Source organism: Pseudomonas sp. 50_B (assembly GCF_017491625.1).
Lineage (GTDB): Bacteria > Pseudomonadota > Gammaproteobacteria > Pseudomonadales > Pseudomonadaceae > Aquipseudomonas > Aquipseudomonas danubii.
The window spans coordinates 50138-75234 of sequence record NZ_JAFGYX010000015.1 but is presented as its reverse complement, the minus strand read 5'-3'; the positions used below and the strand labels follow the sequence as shown (position 1 = coordinate 75234).

Here is a 25097-nt window from a genome sequence, read left to right as displayed (position 1 = left end):
GATGCACGCTCCAGCAATGCTCACACCCTGCTCACCTGCTCGCGCAACTCCTCGATGCTGATTTCGCGCATGCGGAATTTCTGGATCTTGCCGGTTACCGTCATCGGAAACTCCTCGACGAACTTGAAGTAACGCGGCGTCTTGAAGTGGGCGATGCGCTCCTTGCACCAGGCCTGCAGCTCGACTTCATTGGCGCAATGCCCGGGGTGGAACTTGATCCAGGCGACGATTTCCTCACCGTACCTGGCGCAGGGAATGCCGATCACCTGTACATCGGCCACGGCGGGATGGGTGAAGAAAAACTCTTCCAGCTCCCTCGGGTAAATATTCTCGCCACCGCGGATGATCATGTCCTTGTTGCGCCCGGCAATGCACACATAACCCTGCTCGTTCATGGTGGCCAGGTCGCCGGTGTGCATCCAGCCCGCCTGATCGATGGACTCGCTGGTGCCCTGGGGGTTGTTCCAGTAACCGAGCATGACGCTGTAACCCCGGGTGCAGAGTTCACCGATGGTGCCCCGCGGCACCAGATTGCCGGCCTCGTCGATGATCTTGCTCTCCAGGTGCGGCTGGGTACGGCCCACGGTGGTGACCCGCAACTCCAGATCATCGGCAGGACCGGTCTGCAACGACACCGGACTGGTCTCCGTCATGCCGTAGGCGATCTGCACCTCGCTCATGTGCATCTCGCTGATGACCCGGCGCATCACCTCGATCGGACAAGTGGCACCGGCCATGATCCCGGTACGCAGGCTCGACAGGTCGAACTCACCACGCCTGGGCTGGTCGAGCATGGCAATGAACATGGTGGGCACCCCATATAAGCCGGTAGCCCGCTCCTCGGCCACGGTACTGAGGGTCAGCAACGGATCGAAGGCATCGTTGGGGTAGATCATGGTGGTGCCGTGGGTGATACAGCCCAGGTTGCCCATGACCATGCCGAAGCAGTGATACAGCGGCACCGGGATCACCAGCCGATCTGCCGCGGTCAGGCCCAGGCTCTCCCCCACCATGTAACCGTTATTGAGGATGTTGTAGTGACTCAGGGTCGCGCCCTTGGGGAAACCGGTGGTGCCGGAGGTGTACTGGATATTCACCGGCTGATCGAAATCCAGGCTGTCCTGGCGCGCCTGCAATTGCTCGGCGGTGGCTCCAGCGGCAAGGGCCGTCAGTTGCGACCAGGGCAGAAAGCCGGAGGGCGGCTGGGCATCCAGGCTGATCACCCCACGCAACTCGGGCAGGCGTTCACAGTGCAATTGACCGATGGATTGCTCCGCCAATTCAGGGATCAGCCCCTGCAGCATGCCGTGGTAGTCAGAGGTCTTGAAGGCTCCGGCGCAGATCAGCCACTGGCAGCCGGACTGCTTGAGCACATATTCCAGCTCGGAACTGCGATAGGCCGGGTTGATGTTCACCAGGATCGCGCCGATCTTGGCACTGGCAAATTGGGCGATGCACCACTGGGCGCAGTTGGGGGCCCAGATCCCCAGTCGATCCCCCGTCTTCAGCCCCAAGGCCAGCAGCGCCCTGGCATGCAGGTCGACGGCCTCGCGCAGTTGCTGCCAGCTGTAGCGCAACTGCTGATGACGCACCACCAGGGCTTCCCCCTGGGGATAGGTAGCGACGGTGTTGTCGAAGGCCTGGCCGATGGTCAGCGCCAGCAATGGCTTGTCTTGCGTACCACGGGTGTAACTGCGATCCGGCTGGAAACCCGAGTGTTCCATGACGACCCCTATTGTCTTTATTAGTGGGTGTTCAGGAGCCTGGCCGATGGTGCGAAAAAGCCTGGCTCCAATCGAAAGCCCTGCTACTCTGGCGCAAGTTGACGTTTACGTAAAGGGCGATTGACAGCCTTCGGTCGCAGGTTTACGTTAACGTAAAGGTGAGAGCTAGACAGCGCCGCTCTCTGCAGCCCATTCCCTCAATAAAAACAAGTTTGAAGGTGCCCCGCCATGAGTTACCCGACCCTGAACTTCGCCCTCGGTGAAACCATTGACATGCTGCGCCAACAGGTCCAGGCCTTCGTCAAGGCGGAACTGGCTCCTCGGGCGGCACAGATCGATGTCGACAACCTGTTCCCCGCCGACATGTGGCGCAAGTTCGGCGACATGGGCCTCTTGGGCATTACCGTAGCGGAAGAATACGGCGGCGCCGGGCTGGGTTACCTGGCCCACGTGGTGGCCATGGAAGAGATCAGCCGCGGCTCCGCCTCGGTGGCACTGTCCTATGGTGCCCACTCCAACCTCTGCGTGAACCAGATCAACCGCAACGGCAACCACGAGCAGAAGAGCAAGTACCTGCCCAAGCTGATCAGCGGCGAACACATTGGCGCCCTGGCCATGAGCGAACCCAACGCCGGCTCCGACGTGGTGTCGATGAAGCTGCGCGCCGACAAGCGCGGTGACCACTTCGTCCTCAACGGCAGCAAGACCTGGATCACCAACGGCCCCGACGCCAACACCTACGTGATCTACGCCAAGACCGACCTGGAAAAGGGCCCCCACGGCATCACCGCCTTCATCGTCGAGCGTGACTGGAAAGGCTTCAGCCGCAGCAACAAGTTCGACAAGCTGGGCATGCGCGGCTCCAACACTTGCGAACTGTTCTTCGATGACGTGGAAGTGCCGGAGGAAAACATCCTCGGCGTGCTCAACGGCGGGGTCAAAGTGCTGATGAGCGGCCTGGACTACGAGCGCGTGGTGCTCTCCGGCGGCCCGACCGGGATCATGCAAGCCTGCATGGACCTGGTGGTGCCCTACATCCACGACCGCAAGCAGTTCGGTCAGAGCATCGGCGAGTTCCAGTTGATCCAGGGCAAGATCGCCGACATGTACACCCAGCTCAACGCCAGCCGCGCCTACCTGTACGCCGTGGCCCAGGCCTGTGAGCGTGGCGAAACCACCCGCAAGGACGCCGCCGGGGTGATTCTCTACAGCGCCGAACGTGCCACCCAGATGGCCCTGGATGCGATCCAGATCCTTGGCGGCAACGGCTACATCAACGAATTCCCCGCGGGCCGCCTGCTGCGTGACGCCAAGCTCTACGAAATCGGCGCCGGCACCAGCGAAATCCGCCGCATGCTGATCGGTCGCGAACTGTTCAACGAAACCAAGTAAGAGCAGCCGCACGTTGCGAGCTACGAGCGGCAAGCCAAAGCTGCCGTAATACCGACTTACTTTTGCAGCTTGAAGCGTGTCGCTTGAAGCTGCCGTAGGCCCTCCCATGATTCTGAAGTCTCAGCTCAACCCGAAATCCCCCGAGTTCGCGCAGAACGCGGCCAGCATGCTGGCCCAAGTCGACGCCCTGCATACCCTGCTCGCCCAGGTCCAGCAAGGCGGTGGTGCCAAGGCCCAGGAGCGCCACACTTCCCGGGGCAAACTGCTGCCGCGCGAGCGTATCAACCGCCTGCTCGACCCTGGCTCGCCGTTTCTTGAAGTCAGCCCCCTGGCCGCCTACGAGGTCTATGGCGAAGACGTGCCCGCCGCCGGCGTGATTGCCGGCATTGGTCGGGTAGAAGGCATCGAATGCATGATCGTGGCCAACGACGCCACGGTAAAAGGCGGCTCCTACTACCCGCTGACGGTAAAGAAACACCTGCGGGCCCAGACCATCGCCCAACAGAACCGCCTGCCCTGCATCTACCTGGTGGACTCCGGCGGCGCCAACCTGCCGCGCCAGGACGAAGTATTCCCGGACCGCGAGCACTTCGGCCGGATTTTCTTCAACCAGGCCAACATGAGCGCCCAGGGCATTCCGCAGATCGCCGTGGTCATGGGTTCCTGCACCGCCGGCGGCGCCTACGTGCCGGCCATGGCCGACGAAGCCATCATGGTTCGTGAACAGGCCACCATCTTCCTCGCCGGCCCGCCCCTGGTAAAAGCTGCCACCGGCGAGGTGGTGAGTGCCGAAGAGTTGGGCGGCGCCGACGTGCACTGCAAGATTTCCGGGGTTGCCGACCACTACGCCGACAGCGATGAACACGCCCTGGCCCTGGCCCGGCGCAGCGTGGCCAACCTCAACTGGCACAAGCAGGGCCAGTTGCAGCAACGCACCCCGCTCGCTCCGCTGTATGCCCGTGAAGAGCTTTACGGCGTGGTGCCGGCCGATCCCAAGCAGCCCTTCGATGTACGCGAAGTCATCAGCAGGCTGGTGGACGGCTCGTTGTTCGATGAATTCAAGGCCCTGTTCGGCACCACCCTGGTCTGCGGTTTCGCTCACCTGCATGGCTACCCTATCGCCATCCTCGCCAACAACGGCATCCTCTTCGCCGAAGCCGCGCAAAAAGGCGCGCACTTCATCGAACTGGCCTGCCAGCGCGGGATTCCCCTGCTATTTCTGCAGAACATCACCGGCTTCATGGTGGGCCAGAAATACGAGGCTGGCGGCATCGCCAAGCACGGCGCCAAGCTGGTCACCGCGGTGGCCTGTGCCAAGGTGCCGAAATTTACCGTGATCATCGGCGGCAGCTTCGGGGCCGGTAACTACGGCATGTGCGGTCGCGCCTACGATCCACGCTTTCTGTGGATGTGGCCCAACGCGCGGATTGGCGTGATGGGGGCCGAACAGGCGGCCGGGGTGCTGGTCCAGGTCAAGCGCGAGCAGGCGGAACGCGGCGGACACCCTTTCGATGCCGCCCAGGAAGCCGAGATCAAACAGCCGATCCTCGATCAATACGAGCACCAGGGGCACCCTTACTACTCCAGCGCCCGGCTATGGGACGACGGCGTCATCGACCCGGCACAGACCCGTGACGTCCTGGCCCTGGCCCTGTCTGCGGCCCTTAATGCACCCATCGAACAGAGCCGCTTCGGCGTGTTCCGCATGTAATCCTGCGCGAGAAGAACATGAGCGACTTCAATACCCTGGAACTGCTGCGTGACCCTCGTGGCTTCGCCACCCTGTGGCTCAGCCGCGAAACCAAGAACAACGCCTTCAACGCCGAGATGATCCGCGAGCTGATCCTGGCCCTGGATCAGGTGCAGAGCGACCCGAGCCTGCGCTTCCTGCTGCTGCGCGGACGCGGCAAGCACTTCAGTGCCGGCGCCGACCTGGCCTGGATGCAGCAGTCCGCCGAACTCGACTACCAGACCAACCTCGACGACGCCCGGGAACTGGCGGAGTTGATGTACAACCTGGCCAAACTGAAGATCCCGACCCTGGCCGTGGTGCAAGGCGCAGCGTTTGGTGGCGCCCTGGGCCTGATCAGTTGCTGCGACATGGCAATCGGTACCGACGATGCGCAGTTCTGCTTGTCGGAAGTCCGCATTGGCCTGGCGCCAGCGGTCATCAGTCCCTTTGTGGTCCAGGCAATTGGCGAGCGCGCCGCCCGACGTTATGCCCTCACCGCCGAGCGCTTTGGCGGCCAACGGGCACGGGAAATCGGCTTGCTGGCGGAGAGTTACCCGGCTGCCGAGCTGGAACAGAAAGTCACCCAATGGATCGACAATCTGCTGCTCAACAGCCCCCAAGCCATGCGTGCCAGCAAGGACCTGCTGCGAGAAGTGGGCAATGGCGCCCTCACCACAGCCCTGCGTCGCTACTGCGAAAATGCCATCGCGCGGATTCGGGTCAGCGCCGAAGGCCAGGAAGGCCTGCGGGCCTTCCTGGAAAAACGCCCGCCCAGTTGGCAGTCCGAGCCCACGACCAAGGAGTCCCGCTGATGAGCGCCCCCGTTCTAGACACTTTACTGGTGGCCAACCGTGGCGAGATCGCCTGCCGCGTGATGCGCACCGCCAAGGCCTTGGGCCTGACCACCGTGGCCGTGCACAGCGCCACCGACCGCAATGCCCGGCACAGCCGCGAGGCAGATATCCGCGTCGACCTGGGGGGCAGCAAGGCCGCCGACAGTTACTTGCAGATCGACAAGCTGATCGCTGCGGCCAAGGCCTGCGGCGCCCAGGCCATCCACCCCGGTTACGGCTTTCTCTCGGAAAACGCCGGTTTTGCCCGAGCCATCGAAGCGGCGGGCCTGATCTTTCTCGGCCCGCCCGCCTCGGCCATTGACGCCATGGGCAGCAAGTCGGCGGCCAAGGCACTGATGGAAACCGCCGGCGTACCTCTGGTGCCGGGTTATCACGGCGAAGCCCAGGACCTGGAAACCTTCCGCAGTGCCGCCGAGCGCATCGGCTACCCGGTGCTGCTCAAGGCCACCGCTGGCGGCGGCGGCAAGGGCATGAAAGTGGTCGAGGACGTCAGCCAGTTGGCCGAAGCCCTGGCCTCGGCCCAGCGTGAAGCCCAATCATCCTTTGGCGATTCGCGGATGCTGGTGGAAAAGTACCTGCTCAAGCCCCGCCACGTGGAGATCCAGGTGTTCGCCGACCAACACGGCAACTGCCTGTACCTCAACGAGCGCGACTGCTCGATCCAGCGGCGTCACCAGAAAGTGGTCGAAGAAGCCCCCGCTCCCGGCCTCAGCCCCGAGTTGCGCAAGGCCATGGGCGAAGCCGCCGTGCGCGCGGCCCAGGCCATCGGCTACGTCGGCGCCGGCACCGTGGAGTTTCTCCTGGATGCTCGCGGCGAATTCTTCTTCATGGAAATGAATACCCGGTTGCAGGTGGAACACCCGGTTACCGAAGCCATTACCGGCCTCGATCTGGTGGCCTGGCAAATACGCGTGGCCCAGGGTGAAGCCCTGCCCATCAGCCAGGAACAGGTCCCGCTGCTGGGGCACGCCATTGAAGTGCGCTTGTATGCCGAAGACCCGGGCAACGACTTCCTTCCCGCGACCGGGCGCCTGGAGTTGTATCGCGAATCCGCCGCTGGCCCGGGCCGTCGGGTCGACAGCGGGGTCGAGGAAGGCGATAGCGTGTCGCCCTTCTACGATCCGATGCTGGGCAAGCTGATCGCCTGGGGCGAAACCCGCGAGCAGGCTCGTCTGCGCCTGTTAAGCATGCTGGACGAGTTCGCCATCGGTGGCCTGAAAACCAACCTGGCGTTCCTGCGGCGCATCATTGCCCATCCAGCGTTCGCCGAGGCGCAACTGGATACCGGATTTATCCCACGCTATCAGGAACAATTACTGCCAGCGCCCTGCGAACTCGGCGCGGACTTCTGGCAAGCGGCCGCACAGGCATTCACACAAAGCCAGCCGGAACGGGTGCGTAGCGACGACCTGCAGTCCCCATGGTCGGCAGTCAATGGCTGGCGCAGCGCGTTACCGGCCCAGACCAGCCTGCACCTGAGCTGTGCCGGACAGGATCAGGCCATCAGCCTGGGCGCTCGCTCGCCAGCCTTCCAGTTGCAAGGTGAACACCTGTGGGTAGAGCAACAGGGGTTGCGTCGTGAACATCGCGCCATTCGCCGTGGTGACACTCTGTACCTGCACTGGCAGGGCGAGATGCACAGCGTCACGGCTTACGATCCGATTGCTGCAGCCGATGCCAGTCACAGCCACCAGGGCGGACTTACTGCACCCATGAACGGCAGCATCGTGCGGGTGCTGGTCAGCGCCGGGCAAAGCGTCGAAGCCGGCGCGCAACTGGTGGTGCTGGAGGCGATGAAGATGGAACACAGCATCCGCGCGCCCCAGGCAGGTGTCATCAAGGCACTGTATTGCCAGGAAGGCGAAATGGTTAGTGAAGGCAGTGCGTTGGTAGAGTTGGAGTAAACCCACTAATAAGAAAGCCCCTTCCTAGCTGTAGGAAGGGGCCTTTCAAGCAAGTTAAAACTTCGCAGTAGCTTGTACGACTACACCAATAACCCGGCACTCGTCGCTGTAGAGCATCTTCGGATAGGTAGGATTGAGGGGAACCAGATAATGCTGACTGCCCTCTTTCACCCACTTACGAAAGATCGCCTCGGCATTACCGGGACACTGTACGACCACCAACTTCCCAGGTTCGGCGGTAACAGCCGGGTCCACCAGAATCAGCATGTCCTGACTGATGCTCAAGCCGCTGGGCGCAATCATTGCGTCACCGACTACCACCAGCCAGAACGCCGCGCCTTGAGCCTGATAATCGGAAAGCTCATAGCGCTCCGGTACATAGGCTGACTTGCCATCTTCACGAACTTCCCCAGCAGCTCGCCAATCGCTCACCGGATAACGGAAGTACGGATTGTACTTGTGCAACAGTGAAGGCTCGTTCACCAGGGGTTCGCCATCGTCACCGAGCATGGGTTTCTCGCGGACCACCAGGGCAACTTCCAGAAAGCCCATGCCGATCTCTTCAAGCACCCGATTCATGTCTTCGATCTTTGGCTGACGGCGTTTGCTCAACCAATGACCGATACCACCCTGAGACATGCCCAGACGCTCGGCGAGTTTTTCCTGTGTGACCTTGCGGCCTTTCATGTTGGCTTTGACCAACTCGATCCATTTGTCCATGGACTGAACAATACGTTGTGTATTTCCGGCCTCAACACACAACTTGTAGTATTTGAAATCTCGTCACAATTACAATACGTATTAATCTAGTTCATACCCCTCTTTCCTTTTCTCAAACAGGACGGAACACTTTATGAACGCAAGCAGCAAGGACGTGCCGGAACTCGATACAGAGACCACATTGAATTCACTCAAGGGCAGCCACGCAGCACGACGGGCGATGGACTACTACTTGAAGCCCGCGCTGACCGGATCGGACAAGGAAGAGAAGTTTTTCGAGGTCAGGCGCAACCTCAGCAGCGAGGAAGCCATGATCCATGCATCCGATCTGCTGCGCTGTGCAGCAGCCACCGCCTATGACGCGGCCGACAATCTGCGGGGGGCCAAGCGTGACCTGGCTTTTTCCGTGGTGCACATGATCGACCTGGCCAAAGCCCTGGTGGACAAGTCCCTGGAAAGTCAGCGCTTTGAGTCCAGCTGAGGCGCCGGCAAGGAAAAAACAGCGGAAACAGGAGAAATGGAAAAATATTTTCCGAAGGGCAGGGAAAAACATTTGACTTGCAAATGATAATGATTATTATTGCAAGCAACTGGTCGCGAGATCAGTCGATAGCCCAAAGGACCTTAGGTCGGACCTTTGGATTATCTCCTCATCAGGCTAATCACGGTTTTTGACCCGGCTTTTTGCCGGGTCTTTTTTTTGCCAGTTTTCTGGCTTGGCTTCAGGCTAATGAAGACGTGGATGCAGCTAAAATAATGGCGGCGATGATAGCAAAAGAATGTCCTTTTGCAAGATAGCAGCCGTGCTAAATGGCCTGGAAAGACAAAAGTAGCGCTTGAGAATCAATCGCATAGCCACTAAGCTGCTTCTGCGTCAAGGACGACGCCCCCCTTCTATTACCCCCCTCAGTGTGTAGAGTAGCGGTCATAACAATCCTATACAGGGACCGACCATGACCGTGGGTAATCACACTTCGTTTCAAATTACTGCCGACTTCGACAGCGGCAATATCAACGTGCTGGACATCAGCAATCCGCTGCAGGCACTGCTGGCCATCCGCCCGGATACCCAGAGTCCGCACTTCCAGTGGTTTCACTTCAAGGTCAGTGGCCTGCATGTCGGCCAGGAACATTGGTTCCGCCTGACCAACGCCAGCCAGTCCTCCTACAACAAAGCCTGGACCGGCTACCAGGCCGTCGCTTCCTATGACCATGTGAACTGGTTTCGCGTACCGACGATCTTCGAAGGTGACGCCCTGCGTTTCAATCTGGAGGCCACCCAGACTCACGCCTGGTTCGCCTACTTCGAGCCCTACAGTCGCGGGCGCCACGACTGGCTGATCGATCAAGCCCTGAGCAAGGCCGACACCGAACTGCTGGCAGTGGGCAAAAGCGTCGAAGGCCGGGATATCCAGCTTCTGCGCAAGGGCAGCGGCAAGGAAGGACAGCGCAAGATCTGGATCATTGCCCAACAGCATCCCGGCGAGCACATGGCCGAATGGTTCATGGAAGGCGTGATCGAACGCCTGCAGCACCGGGATGACCCGGAGCTCAACTCGCTGCTGGCCAAGGCCGATCTGTACCTGGTGCCCAACATGAACCCGGACGGCGCGTTCCACGGCCACCTGCGCACCAACGCCAAGGGCCAGGACCTGAATCGCGCCTGGCAGAACGCCAGCCAGGAACTGAGCCCGGAAGTGCTGTTCGTCCAGCAGCAGATGGAAAAGTACGGCGTCGACCTGTTTCTTGATGTGCACGGCGATGAAGAAATTCCTCACGTCTTCACCGCCGGCTGCGAGGGCAACCCGGGCTACACACCACGCCTGGCGCGACTCGAAGAGCATTTTCGCAGCCACTTGAAGCGCCAGACCCGAGACTTCCAGACTACCCACGGCTACGCCCGGGACAACCCCGGAGAGGCCAACATGACCCTGGCCTGCAATGCCGTCGGGGAGAAATACGACTGCCTGGCGCTGACCCTGGAGATGCCTTTCAAGGACCACGACGATAACCCCAACCCCGTCACCGGCTGGTCCGGCAAGCGCTCCATGCAGCTGGGCAAGGATGTCATGAGCACCCTTGCCGACCTAGTGGACCACCTGCGCTGAACCCGACTGGCGACTGCGCGAGCATTTGCGCAGTCGTCACTCATCGGCGCCAGCCGGCACCCGTCGGCAATCCTCCGGCCCCAGCAAGCGCCCATCCGCCGCACGCAGTTCCAGCGCACGTAACGGTTGCCCGGTTTCCCGGTCGACCATTCGCGAATGCGCCTCGCCCTCCTCGTAGAAAAACGCCTCGCCCCATTGGCGCAAGCCGATGATCAGGGGAAACAGCCCCTTGCCCTTTGGCGTCAGCACGTACTCCTGGTAGGCACTGCCATCAGAGGCCGGCACCACTTCAAAAACCCCGTGTTCCACCAGGGTGCGCAAACGTGCGGCAAGAATGTTCTTGGCCATGCCAAGGTTGCGCTGGAACTCGCCAAAGCGACGGATGCCGTCAAAGGCATCCCGCACAATCAGCAACGACCACCAATCACCGATGGCATCCAGTGAGCGGGCCACCGGGCACTCGGCATCTTGCAGGCTGGTGCGTTTAACCATGCTGGGCAGTCTCCGTTCGGGCCACAGAAAAGTGGTTGCAATATAAAACCGCGATCTCTACCGTACAACTGGTTTTATAACGAAACCAGATACGGAGCCCGACATGTCACGCGATCCTTCCCCTCCTGCCCCCTCGATTCTTTCACCACGGGTGGTGCTGCTGTTCGCCATCGCCTGTGGCCTGGCGGTGGGCAACGTTTACTACGCCCAGCCGCTTCTGGACGCCATGGCCCGAACCTTCGACCTGCCGCCGGCCACGGTGGGCATCATCATCACCCTGACCCAGGTGGGCTACGGCCTGGGGCTGCTGTTGCTGGTGCCTTTGGGCGACCTGCTCAACCGCCGGCGACTGATCGTCACCCAGACTCTGCTTTCAGTGCTGGCCTTGCTAATGGTGGCCCTGGCCCCCAACAGCGCCTGGCTGCTACTGGGCATGGCCAGTACCGGCCTGCTGGCGGTGGTGACCCAGGTTCTGGTGGCCTATGCCGCGAACCTGGCACCCACAGCCCAGCGTGGACGGGTGGTCGGCATGGTGACCAGCGGCATCGTGGTAGGCATTCTGCTGGCCCGCACCGTGGCCGGAACCATGGCCGATCTGGCCGGCTGGCGTTCGGTCTATCTGTTGTCGGCCGGCTTGACCCTGCTGGTGGCCCTGACCCTGTGGAGAGTGCTGCCCAGAGTTGAACAGCCACCCGCAGTGCAACGCTACGGGCAATTGCTCGGCTCGCTGCTGCAACTGTTCAGGGAAGAAAAAGTGCTGCGCGACCGTGCAGTGCTGGCGATGTTGATCTTCGCCGCGGGCACCGTCTTGTGGACCCCGCTGGTACTGCCTCTGAGCGCCCCGCCGCTGTCGCTGTCTCACACCGAAATCGGCCTGTTCGGCCTGGCCGGGGCCGCCGGCGCCCTGGGCGCGGCACGGGCCGGGCGCTGGGCGGATCGCGGCCTGGCACAGTGGACCAGCGGCCTGGCCCTGACGTTGATGTTGCTGTCCTGGCTGCCCATTGCCTTTACCCAATCGTCCCTGTGGGCACTGCTACTGGGAGTCATCACCTTCGACCTGGGCTTGCAGGCCGTCCACGTCACCAGCCAGAGCCTGATCTACAGCGTGCGCCCGCAAGCCCAGAGCCGCTTGGCCGCCGGTTACATGCTGTTCTACTCCCTGGGCAGCGCCGGCGGCTCGATTGCCGCCACCGCCACCTACGCCTGGGCCGGCTGGATCGGGGTCTGCCTGTTGGGAGCCGCTATCAACAGCCTGGCACTGGTCTATTGGCTGTGGAGCCTGAACCCCGGGAAAGCTCGGACCGAGGCTCGCTGTGCCATTTGAACGACACAGCAGGCTTGCTCAAGGGGGACTCAAACCCGCCCCCGCAGCATGCTCTGCAATACCCCGTCTCGGCGGACCCAGCCATGGAACAGTGCCGCCGCCAGATGCAGCAACACCGTCAGGAACAGCAGATAAGCCAGGTAGCCATGGGCCTTGCGCAACAGAGCGAACACCTGGGCATTGGCCGGCAGGATCGCCGGCAACTGCAACGAACCGCTCAGCATCACCGGGTCCCCGGCCGCCGAAATCATGGCCCAGCCCAGTACCGGCAAGCCCAGCATCAGGGCGTACAGCAGCACATGGGAGGCTTTGGCCGCCAACACCTGCCAGCCCGGCAAGTCTGCCGGCAGCGGCGGTTGTCGAGTGGAAAAACGCACAAACAGGCGCACCGCCGCCAACAGCAGAATGGCGATGCCCAACGGCTTGTGCAGGTGGATCAGCCACTCATGACGGGCGGACACCGAGGTCACCATGCCGGCACCGATAAACAGCATGGCAATGATCATCAGCGCCATCAGCCAGTGCAGCAGGCGCGCCAGCGGGGCGAAGTGTTGAGGGTGGCTATTCATGGACGCGGTTCCTGGGCGGAGGGCAATTGACTGACTTCGCTGGTGCGACGCAGGTAGGAACTGGCGTAGGCAGCAGAGCGTGCTGCCAGCAGGGGATCATCGGAGGCCTGGATGCCATTGGGCAGAATCAGCGGGTCGTAATTGATGTCCCGGCACTGGCCACTGTTCTGCGGCTGGGTGCCTTGCAGCACCAGGGTCCCGGCATTGATCACCGGACGCTCTGCGGGCCAGGCCTTGCTGGCGTCATGGGTGGGGTCATCGGGCGCCGCCAGGGTGATCTGCAAACGCCAGCGCAACGGCCCTTGAGCCAGGCGCTGCGTCAGGTCTTGTTCCAGGTAGTCCGCGCCTTGCGGAGCACTGCCCGGGGCTGGCGCCTCACCGGTCTCGGGGACCACGCCCCAGCGCACCGCCTGGCGCTTGCCGCTGCCATCCACCAGGTAGAACGCGTTGATCCCGTTGTAGCTTTCACTGGCATAACTGGCTGAAGGCTTGGCGCTCTTGATCCATTGCAGAAAGGGCCCGGCCTCCGGGTGAGCGGCAAAGAACGCCGGCACCCTGGTCGGGTCCGGCTTGCCCGTGGCCGGATCAGGGGAACTGGCCTGCTGCAGTTGATAGAACGCCTCGGGAGTGCCCACCGGAAACACCGGCATGCTGTTCATTCCCGTGCGCCACTGCTGGCCGTTGGCCTGGAGGAAACGCAACGCCAGGCTGCGGATCGGCACGCTGCTGTCCGGCGCATAGGGGTTGCCGCTGGGCAGGGCAAAACGCCCCACCACCGGCGTTTGCGCCTCGCTGAACACCTGTGCCGTGGAGTAGGCCCGGGCCTCGCCACTGCTCTGGAAGTAACCGATGACACACACGCCCTTGGCGTGGTTGCGGCGAAACCCCGGATGCACGCCGTTATTGGTCTCCAGCACATCCACCAGGGCCTTGGGAGTCAGGCGTTGCGGGTCGAAGTTGCCGTGCACGTAGGCCAGCGCCGCGGCAGCGGCGGCCACCACCCAGGCAATGGCCCCCAGGCGCAAGGTCAGGCTGACAGCACTCAAGGGCGGACGATCGGGTGGCGAGGATGGGGCAACCATGGACATCTCCAGTACGCGGGGCCACAAGGGACCAGGACCAGTCAGACGCAGCCCGGTGCCGGTTATTCCACAGCCCGATATTTATTTGCGCGTCTGTGGAATAACCTGCGAGGCAGCGCGTCTTCCTAGTCCCAAGCCTAGTGACTGGCCCAGCACCTGCAGGACTTCATGAACGATTTCGACGAACAGCTACGCCTGCTGCTCCCCCGCCTCAGGCGCTTTGCCCTGTCCCTGACGCGCCAGCCCAGCAGCGCCGACGATCTGGTGCAGTCCTGCCTGGAGCGCGCCTTGTCGAGTCGGGCCCATAAACGCCCCGAAGGCGATCTGCGAGCCTGGCTGTTTTCCATCCTCTACCGGCAGTTTCTTGATGCCCACCGACGCTCCCGGCGTTACGCACGCATGCTCGAATTCTTTACCGGCCGTGACGACGCCCAGCCTTCGGTGGAGCGCACCGTAGTCGCCCAGTCGACCCTGGCCGCTTTCGACCGCCTGAACGCCGAGCAACGCGCCCTGCTGCTCTGGGTCTCGGTGGAGGGCTTGAGCTACAAGGAAGTGGCAGAGATCCTCCAGGTGCCCGTCGGCACCGTGATGTCGCGCCTGTCCAGGGCCCGCCAGGCGCTGCGCCAACTCAGCGACGGCGAAATCAGCAGCCCCTCTCTACGGATACTCAAATGATCAGCCTGCCCCCCAGCGACAGCGACCTGCACGCCTACGTCGATCACCAGCTCAGCGAAGCGGACCGCCGGGTGCTGGACAGTTACCTGGCCAACCATCCGCAGACGGCAGCCCAGGTCCAGGCCTGGCAGCAGGATGCCCAGCACCTGCGGGCCGCCCTCGGTGGCGCCCTGCTGCAAGCGCCCAACCCGGCGCTGGAGCCGACGCTGATCCGTACGCGCTACCAGCAGCGGGGCTTGCGGCGCCTGGCCAGTGCCGCGGCACTGCTGGTGGCGGTCGGGGTTGGCGGTCTGAGCGGCTGGCAGGCCCGGGAGCTGACCCTGGCCGGCAACAGCGTGCTGCCGATGACCGATGCCCTCCAGGCGTATCGCCTGTTCGCCGAGCAAGGCATCCTGCCGGCGGACTTCAAGGTCCAGGACAACGGCGCCATGCAAGCCTGGCTGGATCGCTACTTCACCCAGGCCAGCCCGCTGCCGGACCTGCACGACGCTGGCTTCAAAGCGGTCAGCGGGCGCCTGCTCAGTACCGAACAAGGGCCGGCGGCAATGGTTCTGTACCAGGATCGCGAGGGGCGCAAAGTCAGCTTCTACATCCGCCCGCCAGGACCGCAAAACACCCTGCTACCCCGTGGTAGCCGCCGTGACGGCCCGTTGCAGGCACAGTACTGGTCCGGCGAGGGCTACAACTACGCCATGGTCGGCCCGGTGGAAATACCCTTGTAGACCTTCAGAACCCCACGTCCAGCACCACGTTGTCGATGTAGGTGCCCGCGGGCGGCGTGTTCTGGTCGGTGTAGATCCTGGCGTTGTAGTTGAAGATCTGGCTGCCGGTACCCAGGCCATTGCCCGGGTTCACTTCGGCATCGGTGCTGGAGCGTCGGGCACTGCCAACGCTGCCCCAACGGGTGTTGCCGGCACTTTTGAAAATGTCGTAGGCCAGGTAGTTGCTGCCGGAAATCATCCGCCGTCGCCCTCCCGCGCTCACGGGTTGCTGGCCGTCGCTCAAGCCCACGGTATAGGCACTGCCCTTGGTGCAGGACAGGTTGATGGTCTGCCCGGTGACCGTGGCGAAGGCACTGACCACCGGCGCGCTGCCGAAACTGATGTTCGGCGCGGTGATCACGCAATCGTTGGACACCGTCATGTTCACCGTGAGCGCCTGGGTGCCGCTGCCGATGTCCCGTCCCAGGCAGCCCCCCAGTGCGCCGATCCCGGCGCAATAGTTCCAGCTCCAGAAGATGCTCAGGTTCTCGGTGTAGACACCTGCCGCTACGTTGCTGCCGGTGATGGTCCCCATGTAGATGGGCACGGTCTTGGCCACGGTGGGGCTGCCCAGCAAGCCCAGGAGGTCGATGATCGAGTTGCGCGCGAAGTCGAACTGCACGCCCCGAGTGATCGGATAGCTGGTGCTGTTGTTGGCGTACAGGGTGTAGCCGATGACATCGCCCGTGGGGCCGACCATGCCGCTGGTGCTGGACGTGATGGTGGCGTAGAAGTGGTCGTTGCTGGCCAGCAGGCTCAACAGCGAGCCAGTGCAGCTCAAGCCCGCATTGGTGGTGGAAGCCGGCTGCGAAGTGGTACGCACCAGGATCGAGCTGACAGTGCCGAACCCCGCCGGTGCGGTGCTGACGGCGTTGCACAGCGCCTGGGCCTGCAGCGTCAGCAGACTCGCCAGCAGCCCCACTATTGCCTGTCGCCATCCCTTGAACCTGTCCACCCTCAGCACTCCCTTGCCTCGTGACGCCACAACTACTGGCAGACCAGCGGGCCGATCAACGGCACCTGCTGCTGTTGCAGATCCATGTCGAACTGCGCACCGCAGCTCTGGCCATCAGCCAGGCCGACTTGCAGGCTGTTGTGTTGCGAAAGATTCTCCAGATACACCAGCCCATCCCAGCCGACCACCGCCCGAGCCCCACTCTGCTCATGGGTCACGGTGCTGCCCAGGGGCAGTTCCCGTTGCTGGGCGTCCACCAGCACCACGCTGGCGGCGATGATCCGGGTCAGTGGAAACTCCAGCAAATAGCCGCTGCCACGACGCACCGCCACTCGCTGCTCCACATTCGGCGTCTGGACGTTGGCCGGCAGGTTCAACGGATCGATCTCGTACTTGCCCCGGTAATAGGCACTGCTCCAGGGCACCAGCAAGTGTCCGTTCTTGTCGGTCTGCCCCACCAACTGGTTTTCATAGCGCACCGGGATGTCCTGGTAACCATCGGTGCTGACCACCACGAAGGCATCGTCGATCTGGTTGGCAGCGAACACCTGGCGGTCCATCCACACCAGCGAGCCACTGGCATCGGCCCAGCGGGTCTCGGCATCGCGGGTGCCATAGACCCCCGCCTGCAGGCGCACCGACTGCAAGCGCCAGGTGACATCTGCCTGGCGATAGTCGGCGCCGCTGCCCGTGGCATAACCCAGGTTGTAGCCAACCCCGCCCTCCAGGGGCACCGAACGACTGAAATTGACCCGCTGGCGGTTTTCCCCCGTCTTGCTGCGTTCGTTGCTCAGGCTCAGGCTGCCGTGCAAGTCGAAGGGAATCACCAGCTGCGCCTGCATCGCCCACTGGCTGTCGCCGATCTCCCGGTTGGCCGACAGGTAGAAGCTGCTGTTGTGCCACAGCGGCTTGCTCCAGGTCAGGTTCAACAACCGGGTGCGGCTCGAGTCAGCGGCCCGCACATCGAAGTAGCCGGCCCCCAGGCTGCCGTAGCGATCCAGGTTGAGGCTCAGGGTCAGTTGCTCGCTGCGCTGGCTGAGGCTGATGTAGGGGCTGTCGACCACCGTCAGGTCGGCATACTGGTCACGACGTTGCATGCGCTGGTACGCCAGGCTGAAACGCTGGTTGTTGTACTGGTAGCCGAAGCTGAACTGCTGACCGCCGCTGCCGTCAAAACGGCTCTGGCTGAGCGCCGTGTTGAGCACGCCGAAGTTGCCCAGGCGCATATTGCCGCCCACCCCGCCCAGCGTCAGGGAGTCCGAGGCCTCGGCATGCGCTTCCAGGGTCAGGCTGTCGCTCAGGCCATGGCGCAGGCTGCCGGAGGTGGCACCCGGGCCGTAGCCAAAATCACGCAGGGTGTAGTCCCGGCGCAGGTTCCCTGCGGCCACCGAGAAATCCGTCAGCCCCTTCTGCAGCAGGCTGCTGGTAACGTAGAACGGCACCGTGGTCGACACTTGCCGCCCCAGGGCGTCCGTGGTCACCACCACCGCCTCCCCAGCCCCGTTGATAAAGGGAATGTTGGTCAGGGTGTAAGGCCCCGGTTGCACCTCGCTGCTGCTGGACTTGTAGCCATTGATGAACAGGTCCAGGGAGGATGGCACCGCCGCTTCACCGGCAAACTGCGGCAAGGGATAGGTCACCAGGTCCGGGCGCACGGCGAAATCCCGAGACAGCTGGACCCCACCCAGACGCACCGAACTGCTCCAGGGCAAGGCGCTGCTCACCACGTCACCCGCCTCATAGGTCAGCAGGCGTTCTTCATCGGAAAAACGCCAGGTGGTGTCATAACGCCGATACCCATTGTTCAACGAGCTGCTGGCAACGCCGGACAAGGTCCGCCGGTACTGCCCGGTATTGGACAAGGTGCCCCAGGTGTCGAACAGCCGCACTTCATTCCAGGCCGCCAGGTAGGTGCCGCCTTCATCGGTGTCATTGAGGTACAGATCGTAGTTGAGCAGCGCGCCGAAGCTGCTCAGGGCCGGTGTCCTTGGATAGGCCTGGCGACTGCCGATGAACTGCTCCGGCAGCCAATCCGGCGGCACATCAATCAGCAGGCGCTGGCCCTGACTGTCGTAATCGCTGTGCAGGCCCGGCAGGCTGTCCAGATCGACTTCGCTGCCCAGCCCCTCCGGCAGCTTGATGCCGGTTTCCCGCAGCGTCTGCACCGGCATGAACAATCGTCCGGCACGCTGCTCCACCGCCACCACCTTCCCTGTGTTCATCTGATTGATCACCAGTTCCAGAAACAACTGCGCATCGGCCAGCGACTCCAGGCTGCTGGGCGGTGGCGGCAGCTCGCCAGCTTGGCAAAAAGGCGCCAGCATCAGACCGCACAGGCCAGCCATCAGTCCTTTCCAGCAGCGCAAACAACGAGCAGCGTCCTGGCTCATGGCGGGTTCAAGTCCATTTATGGACATCTCCATCCCAAGGCGGATGCGTCACCGCGCTCGCATCCGTCCGTACCTCTTCCGAGCGCCACCTGGCAGGCGCTTGCATGACTGCAGTGGATCAGTGCGCAGGCGCCAGACTCTGCACCTGCGGCGCGCCATTGACCCGCAGTTGCAGGGTCGAATCCATTGTCAGGGGGGCCGTCACCGGCCAGCGCATGACCGCCCCGGGCAGCACGTAACCGAGCAAGCCCGGCGCCAGCGGCCGGGTCTGCCCGCCCTGCTTGAACGCCACATCGGTCAGGCGTGCGTGCACGGCCCCCTGGTTACGCAGCTCGAAAAACGTCTGGCCGTCCACCGCCACTTTGCGCCAGCTCAGGTCCGGTACACCGGCGCCCTTGGGATCGCGAGGGCGGGAAGTGTCTTCCTTGCTCCAGAGGCCGGCGCCATAGGCGAACAACGGCACCGAGTAACGCATCTGGAAGCGGATCGCCGCCGCACTCTTGGCCCCCTCTTCCGGGGTGATGGGCTTGGCCGAAGGAATCTCGTCGATGATGATCCGGTACGCCAGCTCCTGCCCCGGCGGCACCTCACGGGTTCGGGTCAGGCGCACCAGTTGCTTCTGCCCGGGTTCGATCTTCGCCACCGGCGGGCTGCCGATGACGTCGCGCTGGTTCTGGTACTGGTCGGCAAAACCGCTCTGGCTCCAGGCAAACACCCGGATCTGCAGGTTGGCGGTTTCAGTACCGCGGTTTTCCAGCCACAGTGCACTGGCTTGCTGATCCGCCTCCAGAACCGGATCGATCGGCCAGATCAGCACCGAGCTGGCGGCCTGGACCCTGGGCACGCCGGACAACACTCCGGCCAGTATCAGGTAACCGGTGGCCCAAAGGCCCCGCAAAGGTAAATGCATACTGCTACTCCTTGTCCGCCTGCCGACTGGTTGTCGACTCGCCCCATCACCACGACAGCTGCACCTGCAGCACATCGCTGTAAGTCCCCCCAGGCTGATTGCCCGGCAACTGCACCTGCCCGTAGATCGGCAGGCTGATGTTATTGGCATCGCTGTAAGCCACGGCCACGCTCTGGCCTATACCCAGGCTCTGGCTGTACGCCGCATCGCGAAACAACTGATAGGCCACCCGGGCACTGCCGCTATTGAGCTGCATATGTCGCCCGCTGCTGTTGTACTGGCCGCCGTCCACGGTCATGTTCAGGGCCACTCCCGGTGTGCACTGCAATTGCACGCCCCCGATCAACGCCACTCGCACGGTGCTGGTGGACAGCGCCGACTGGCTGCCGAAGGACAGACTGCCGTAGTTGCTGACACCGCCCACCACCAGACAACCGGCGGTGATGGTGGCACTGACCTGGAAGTTCTGGCTGGTGGCCGCCCAGATCCACGCCGGCCAGGCACTGGCGCAGATCAGGGCAAACAGCGCAAGACCTTGGCTGGCCATGGCATCAGAAGGTCAGCTGCACGGACACCGTATCGGTGTAGGTGCCGGCCGGCAGCCCGGCCTTGCCCACGGCCTGGCCATAGAGGTTCACGGTCTGCGCGACCCCGGTGCTCGGCGCCAGGTTGATCACCCCATTGATCGCCACGATCTGCGAGTGGCCGGAGTCGGTGTACAGGTCGTAGGGCACATAGTTGGCCACCCCGTCGTACAACGCCCGGGTGCCACCCGAGGACATACCGTCATTGTTGCCGCCCTGGATGGTCAGGCTGGGTGTGGTGCCGCTGGAGCAGAGAATCGACAGAGCCCCGCCACCGCCCCCCAGCACCTGGCCAGTGGCCGTCGTAAACAGGCTGTTGGTGGTGCCGAAGTTCAAGGCGCCGAAGTTCAGACCGGTGCTGCCGCCCACCCCGTTGACCTGGCAACTGCTGGTGAGGATCAGGGTTGAGCTGATCTGACCGGTGACCGTAGTGGCGGCGTTGGCCGTGGAAACCATGACCAGTCCCAACAAGGGCCAGCCAATCCTGGATACAAGCGCGTGCATGATGTGCGTCCTCTCGTGAGTTACCAATCCAGCGTGATGGTCAGGGTGTCGGTGTAGACCCCTGCCGGAACCGCGCGGGTATTCGCGACCACAGAGCCGAACACCGGAATGGGAATCCGCCTGCCGCTGCTCACTGCGAAATTGCGCTGCTGGCCGATGCTGTAGCTGTCGCTACCGGATGCATCGACAAACAATCGATAGGGAATGGTCTGGCGTCCGTTGCTCAAACGCCGGGTTGTACCGTCGCCGTTGAGGCCGCCATTGATGGTCACGGTGAAACCGGTGACCGAGGGATTGCAGGCCACCTGCAACTGGCCTTCGGCACTGTCGGTGAGGCTGGCCTTGATGGGGTTGACCCAGGTCGGCCCCTGCTGCCCGAAGTCGAGCATGCCCAGGTTGCTGATGGGGTTCGTGGAGGGCGCGCTGCCGCCACTGCTCACCTGACAACTGGCAGTGATCACCAGGCGCGCCTGGATCTGCCCGCTGATCGCCGCCTGGGCATCATCAACCAGCAGACACAGCGAGCCCAGGGCGACGATCGTCCAGGTCCTGCCTTTCATTGCACCCATCCCGGTTCCATCAGGACTCCCACGTGAGCCGCTCAACCTGAACGGCTGTCCCTGCTCTGCCCGGGTCCCCCGTGGCAGCTGTCATACCCCCGACCTCACCAGGTCAGGGTCACCTTCAATACATCGGAATAGCCCCCGGCCCGGGGAATCTCGGCCAGAGGTTCAATGCGCCCGTACAGGGGCAGATCCACAGTGCCGGAGTCCGGCACCCGTCCACTGACCGGGACATTCACCGGCAACGCAATGCGCCGGGCCGAGTCCTGGTAGAGGCGATAAGGAATGGGTTTGCCCAACGCACTGTTGCTGGCCAGGTAACGCACCTCGCCGACACCGCCATGCAGGCCGCCGTCGATACGCATCTGATAAGGGGTATCGGGATTGCACTCCAGGCGTGGCAGACGACCACTGCCCCATGCCGCAGCCAAAGGCCCCGCCGGATCGTTCAGGCGCGCAGTACTGCCAAAGTCCAAGGTACCGAGTTGCTCGACACCCGCCTCCCGCTGCTGACCCACCAACTGGCAGCCACGCTGCACATCGACCCGGACCTGCACCTGCAAATCCGCGGCCCCTGCCGTCGCGCTGAGCAACGCGCTCATGACTGCCAAACCCTTATATCCATTCAAGGCCTCAATCCTTATGAGGAGCATTCGCTGAAATCAGGTTAGCAACCGCGGGCGAAACTGCCAGTTAGCGTATTAATCGGCCTGCCCGGTGTGAATGACCGTCTATCGCCGCCATGCCTTTTCGAGATCACTGGCTGTTGGGTTTTCTATTGGTTAAATTGTCGCGCCGCTTTTAAGGTAGGCGGCCTGGAATCATCGGGGTAACCACCATTGGCCGCTTTACCGCCAACACCTGCACAGACTCAATCACCCTGGCGACGCCTGTTCGCCCGAGCCTTGCGCCGCCCGAACGGTGCCGGTGGCGTGATCCATGACTACTTTCGCCACAAGGCCCGGGACCTGGGATACACCCTCAGCCACAGCCAATTGCGGGTGATCGACTGCATGGCCCGGCAGGCCGAGGACCTGATGCAATCCCCCGGCAAGGCCCAGAGCCTGTACCTGTACGGCGCCGTCGGCCGGGGCAAGAGCTGGTTGCTGGACGGCTTCTTCCGCGCCTTGCCCATCGCCGAAAAACAGCGCCTGCACTTCCACGACTTCTTCGCCCGGTTGCACCAGGGCATGTTCCGCCATCAGCAGCAGGCCGACGCTCTGGAAACCACCCTGGATGAACTGCTCAACCAGTGCCGAGTGCTGTGCTTCGATGAGTTCCATGTCCATGACATTGGCGATGCGATGCTGATCACCCGGCTGTTCAAGGCCCTGTTCAACCGCGGCATCACGCTGTTACTGACCTCCAACTACGCCCCCGAGGGCCTGCTGCCCAACCCGCTGTACCACGCCCGCTTCAAGCCGGTGATCGAACTGATCAACGGGCGCATGCAGGTGATGGAGGTGGGAGGCCCCCACGACTACCGGAGCCAGGCCCGCTCCCACGATCAGCAGCTCTTCACCCAGGGTCACTATGTGTGGCCCGGCACCCCGGCCCAGCGCCAGGCCCTGGAACTGCCCGAGCGCCATGCCGCGGCGGCGCAACTGACAGTAGGCGCCCGGCAATTGACCGTGCGCCAGATTCAGCAGCGCAGCATCCGTTTTGAATTCAACGATGTGTGCGAACAGCCCACGGCCGTCATGGACTACCTGGAACTGAGTCGCCACTTCGACACCTGGATCATCGACGAACTGCCGGAGCTGGGAGAATGCTCGATCGCCGCCCAGCAACGCTTCATCAACCTGATCGACGTGCTCTACGACCAGGACAAACGCCTGCTGCTGATCGGCCAGCGCCCGCTGCACGAGTGCCTGGGCGGCCACGCCATCGACCTGGCGCGCACCCGCAGCCGCCTCGGGCAACTGCGGGAAATCGGTCCCGGGCCGGCCCATGGCTGAGCCAGCGCACACCTGCATGCACAGGCTGCCGCTGACTTTTTTCCAGCTGCTTGACCTGCACCTGAGCAACTTGACGCTCGAACATCCGTGCCGGTTTGGCCTGCTGGCGTTCTCCCCCGCCGAATTCGCGGCAAAGGGCTACGAACTGATCGGCGAGCCCACGGACTTTCACTTCTACGAAAAGAGCCACTTGACGGATTACCACCAGCGAACGCTGGAGGTGATTTTCAAGTGCTACTTCTTCGGCCAGCAACGGATTGACAGTGGCTTCAACCTGGTGTGCGGCGTCCGCCTTACAACCTTGCTCAAGTACCTCAAAGGTTGGACCAAGCCGGGCCACAGCCTGGCCTTTTACTTCTCGCACGACAAGAAAGAAGGCGCAGTGATTCTGGATGACCGGCATGTGATGCGTTTCAACCAATGGAGCGCCAGAGGCGCCTATCTGATTGCCACCCTGGAAAGCGACTTTGACTCAAGCAACCCCTCGGGCAGGATGGCCACCGAGTCAGTCAAAAAGACCTTTGAACACTACAGCCTGGAGTGGATGCCAGGCGAGGCCCGGAACCTCAGGCACCCCGCCGCATTCCGCAGGTTGGCCAGAGCCATGCACGCAGGCCTGTAAATGCCGCGTGCTCTATCGAACGATCGTCAGCCTTTTGCAAGTCCACCAGGGTCACGGGTCGGCCCGGTGATCGGCGTTTGGCGTCAGCTCGCCCCTTCATGGGCAATTGATCGAGGAGCTGGAAGCATTCGGGAAAGCGTCGATGGATGTCGATCGAGTTGGCGTCTGGCAGGAACGGCGCGCCGTTCCTGCCTGAACGATAAAACAAGCGCTATTTGGCGGCCCAGGCATTGAAGCGCTGGTGCAACTGCTCGCCATGGTCGGCCCAAAAGGTCGGATCCATTGCCACCTGCTGTTTCAGATCGGGCAGTACGCTGAGCCGTTGCTCGCTGAGCAAGGTATTGGCGCGCTGGTTTACCGGTGCATAGGCAATGTGCTGCGCGTAATTTTTTTGTTGCTCGGCTTCAAGGGTGTAGTTGATGAACTTGAGACTTTGCTCACGATTCTTCGCACCACGGGGTATGGCCCAGGCGTCCATGTCATACAGGCCGCCATTCCAGACGATGCGCAGGTTGTTCTGCCCCTGTACGGCGCTGATTCGGCCGCTGTAGGCGGAGCTCATGACCACGTCGCCAGAAGCCAGGTACTGAGGAGGTTGGGCTCCGGCTTCCCACCACTGGATGCTGGACTTGATTTCATCGAGTTTGCGGAATGCACGATCTTGTCCCGCCTCGGTGGCCAGCACCTTGTAGACCTCCTCTGGGGCTATGCCATCTGCCAGGAGCGCGAATTCCAGGGTGTACATCGGGCCCTTGCGCAGGCCGCGTTTACCGGGAAACTTCTGCACATCCCAGAAGTCTTTCCAACTGGTCGGGGCGCTGGTGAGCTTGTCGGCGTTGTAGGCCAGCACCGTAGACCAGACGAAGAAGCCCGCGCCGCAGTTTTGCAGTGCACCGGGAAGCAGGTCTTTCGCCAGGTTCGGGTCGACGCTGAATTCTTCCAGCAAGCCATCGTCACAGGCGCGAGCCAGCTCGGGCAGCTCCATTTCAACGACGTCCCAGGAGACACTGCCGGTGTCCACCATGACTTTGATCTTGGCCAGTTCGCCGTTGAACTCGCCAGCGATAATCCGCGTACCGTGTTCAGCCTGATAGGGCTTGTAGAACGCTGCAACCTGGGCGTCCTTGTTCGCTCCTCCGTGGGACACCACCGTGAGGTCGGCAAGGGCCGAAGTGGTCACGAAGGACAACGCCAGCAGCATCAATGGCAGAGTCGGTTTCTTAGTCATTATTTGCGTCTCCAGATGATTGAGGCCTAGGTCCAAAAAAGGATCT

The 25097-nt window shown here is 62.6% G+C and carries 24 protein-coding genes; 11 read left to right on the top strand and 13 right to left on the bottom strand.

Annotation, left to right across the window (positions count from 1 at the left end):
- Window positions 1-20: 20 nt before the first annotated feature.
- Complete coding sequence (locus J5M73_RS20885; protein ID WP_102864694.1) at window positions 21-1724, bottom strand: AMP-binding protein; 1704 nt, start codon at window positions 1722-1724, stop codon at window positions 21-23.
- Between the two features lie 228 nt (window positions 1725-1952).
- Between J5M73_RS20885 and J5M73_RS20880 the strand changes: the two genes are divergently transcribed.
- The 4 genes from J5M73_RS20880 (at window position 1953) to J5M73_RS20865 (ending at window position 7606) form a co-directional block, all read left to right on the top strand.
- A complete protein-coding gene (locus J5M73_RS20880; protein ID WP_102864693.1) occupies window positions 1953-3116 on the top strand; it encodes an isovaleryl-CoA dehydrogenase in 1164 nt (387 codons plus the stop codon).
- Window positions 3117-3222: 106 nt separating this feature from the next.
- A complete protein-coding gene (locus tag J5M73_RS20875; RefSeq protein ID WP_115580507.1) occupies window positions 3223-4827 on the top strand; it encodes a carboxyl transferase domain-containing protein in 1605 nt (534 codons plus the stop codon).
- Window positions 4828-4844: 17 nt separating this feature from the next.
- Window positions 4845-5660 carry a gamma-carboxygeranoyl-CoA hydratase gene (locus tag J5M73_RS20870; protein ID WP_102864691.1) on the top strand — a complete coding sequence of 272 codons (816 nt, stop codon included), beginning with the start codon at window positions 4845-4847 and terminating at the stop codon, window positions 5658-5660.
- A complete protein-coding gene (locus J5M73_RS20865) occupies window positions 5660-7606 on the top strand; it encodes an acetyl/propionyl/methylcrotonyl-CoA carboxylase subunit alpha (protein ID WP_102864690.1) in 1947 nt (648 codons plus the stop codon). Before J5M73_RS20870 ends, J5M73_RS20865 begins: the two co-directional genes overlap by 1 nt.
- Before the next feature lie 54 nt (window positions 7607-7660).
- Here the strand turns inward: J5M73_RS20865 and J5M73_RS20860 are convergent, their stop codons facing one another.
- Window positions 7661-8326: a LexA family transcriptional regulator gene (locus tag J5M73_RS20860; protein ID WP_102864689.1), complete on the bottom strand. Its 666-nt coding sequence runs from the start codon at window positions 8324-8326 to the stop codon at window positions 7661-7663.
- 133 nt (window positions 8327-8459) lie between these two features.
- On the opposite strand from J5M73_RS20860, the gene J5M73_RS20855 reads away from it, so the two are divergent.
- Window positions 8460-8807 carry a DUF3077 domain-containing protein gene (locus J5M73_RS20855; RefSeq protein WP_102864688.1) on the top strand — a complete coding sequence of 116 codons (348 nt, stop codon included), beginning with the start codon at window positions 8460-8462 and terminating at the stop codon, window positions 8805-8807.
- Between the two features lie 472 nt (window positions 8808-9279).
- A complete protein-coding gene (locus tag J5M73_RS20850; RefSeq protein WP_102864687.1) occupies window positions 9280-10434 on the top strand; it encodes a M14-type cytosolic carboxypeptidase in 1155 nt (384 codons plus the stop codon).
- A gap of 36 nt (window positions 10435-10470) precedes the next feature.
- Here the strand turns inward: J5M73_RS20850 and J5M73_RS20845 are convergent, their stop codons facing one another.
- A complete protein-coding gene (locus J5M73_RS20845; protein ID WP_102864686.1) occupies window positions 10471-10926 on the bottom strand; it encodes a helix-turn-helix domain-containing protein in 456 nt (151 codons plus the stop codon).
- Between the two features lie 103 nt (window positions 10927-11029).
- On the opposite strand from J5M73_RS20845, the gene J5M73_RS20840 reads away from it, so the two are divergent.
- The gene (locus J5M73_RS20840; RefSeq protein WP_102864685.1) at window positions 11030-12250 is read left to right on the top strand and encodes an MFS transporter; all 1221 of its coding nucleotides are present in this window, start codon (window positions 11030-11032) and stop codon (window positions 12248-12250) included.
- 29 nt (window positions 12251-12279) lie between these two features.
- Here the strand turns inward: J5M73_RS20840 and J5M73_RS20835 are convergent, their stop codons facing one another.
- Both J5M73_RS20835 and J5M73_RS20830 read right to left on the bottom strand, forming a co-directional pair.
- On the bottom strand, window positions 12280-12819 hold the full coding sequence (locus J5M73_RS20835) for a cytochrome b (RefSeq protein WP_102864684.1): 540 nt from the start codon (window positions 12817-12819) through the stop codon (window positions 12280-12282).
- Window positions 12816-13901, bottom strand: a complete 1086-nt coding sequence (locus tag J5M73_RS20830) for a catalase family peroxidase (RefSeq protein ID WP_102864683.1) — start codon at window positions 13899-13901, stop codon at window positions 12816-12818. The genes J5M73_RS20835 and J5M73_RS20830 overlap by 4 nt, the downstream gene beginning before the upstream one ends.
- A gap of 168 nt (window positions 13902-14069) precedes the next feature.
- Between J5M73_RS20830 and J5M73_RS20825 the strand changes: the two genes are divergently transcribed.
- Window positions 14070-14576, top strand: coding sequence for a sigma-70 family RNA polymerase sigma factor (locus J5M73_RS20825; protein WP_102864682.1), 507 nt, complete (start codon window positions 14070-14072; stop codon window positions 14574-14576).
- A complete protein-coding gene (locus J5M73_RS20820; protein ID WP_102864681.1) occupies window positions 14573-15298 on the top strand; it encodes an anti-sigma factor in 726 nt (241 codons plus the stop codon). Before J5M73_RS20825 ends, J5M73_RS20820 begins: the two co-directional genes overlap by 4 nt.
- Window positions 15299-15302: 4 nt before the next feature.
- Here the strand turns inward: J5M73_RS20820 and J5M73_RS20815 are convergent, their stop codons facing one another.
- The 7 genes from J5M73_RS20815 to J5M73_RS20785 form a co-directional block, all read right to left on the bottom strand.
- On the bottom strand, window positions 15303-16292 hold the full coding sequence (locus J5M73_RS20815; protein ID WP_102864680.1) for a spore coat U domain-containing protein: 990 nt from the start codon (window positions 16290-16292) through the stop codon (window positions 15303-15305).
- Between the two features lie 32 nt (window positions 16293-16324).
- Window positions 16325-18682, bottom strand: coding sequence for a fimbria/pilus outer membrane usher protein (locus J5M73_RS20810; RefSeq protein WP_102864679.1), 2358 nt, complete (start codon window positions 18680-18682; stop codon window positions 16325-16327).
- 118 nt (window positions 18683-18800) lie between these two features.
- Window positions 18801-19592, bottom strand: coding sequence for a molecular chaperone (locus tag J5M73_RS20805; RefSeq protein ID WP_102864678.1), 792 nt, complete (start codon window positions 19590-19592; stop codon window positions 18801-18803).
- A gap of 46 nt (window positions 19593-19638) precedes the next feature.
- Window positions 19639-20139: a spore coat U domain-containing protein gene (locus J5M73_RS20800; RefSeq protein WP_102864677.1), complete on the bottom strand. Its 501-nt coding sequence runs from the start codon at window positions 20137-20139 to the stop codon at window positions 19639-19641.
- A gap of 4 nt (window positions 20140-20143) precedes the next feature.
- Window positions 20144-20680, bottom strand: coding sequence for a spore coat protein U domain-containing protein (locus J5M73_RS20795; RefSeq protein ID WP_102864676.1), 537 nt, complete (start codon window positions 20678-20680; stop codon window positions 20144-20146).
- Between the two features lie 20 nt (window positions 20681-20700).
- Complete coding sequence (locus J5M73_RS20790; RefSeq protein WP_102864969.1) at window positions 20701-21240, bottom strand: spore coat U domain-containing protein; 540 nt, start codon at window positions 21238-21240, stop codon at window positions 20701-20703.
- Window positions 21241-21344: 104 nt separating this feature from the next.
- Window positions 21345-21845, bottom strand: coding sequence for a spore coat U domain-containing protein (locus J5M73_RS20785; RefSeq protein WP_207816073.1), 501 nt, complete (start codon window positions 21843-21845; stop codon window positions 21345-21347).
- A 288-nt stretch (window positions 21846-22133) separates the two neighbouring features.
- Between J5M73_RS20785 and zapE the strand changes: the two genes are divergently transcribed.
- Together zapE and J5M73_RS20775 are read left to right on the top strand one after the other, a co-directional pair.
- Window positions 22134-23201 (top strand): cell division protein ZapE, encoded by a 1068-nt coding sequence (gene zapE / locus J5M73_RS20780; RefSeq protein WP_243433878.1) that lies wholly within the window; start codon window positions 22134-22136, stop codon window positions 23199-23201.
- A complete protein-coding gene (locus tag J5M73_RS20775; RefSeq protein WP_207816069.1) occupies window positions 23194-23823 on the top strand; it encodes a hypothetical protein in 630 nt (209 codons plus the stop codon). The genes zapE and J5M73_RS20775 overlap by 8 nt, the downstream gene beginning before the upstream one ends.
- Before the next feature lie 211 nt (window positions 23824-24034).
- Here J5M73_RS20775 and J5M73_RS20770 read toward each other — a convergent pair whose 3' ends face one another.
- Entirely contained in the window at window positions 24035-25024 is a 990-nt protein-coding gene (locus tag J5M73_RS20770) for an ABC transporter substrate-binding protein (RefSeq protein WP_243433877.1), read from the bottom strand.
- Window positions 25025-25097 lie beyond the last annotated feature (73 nt).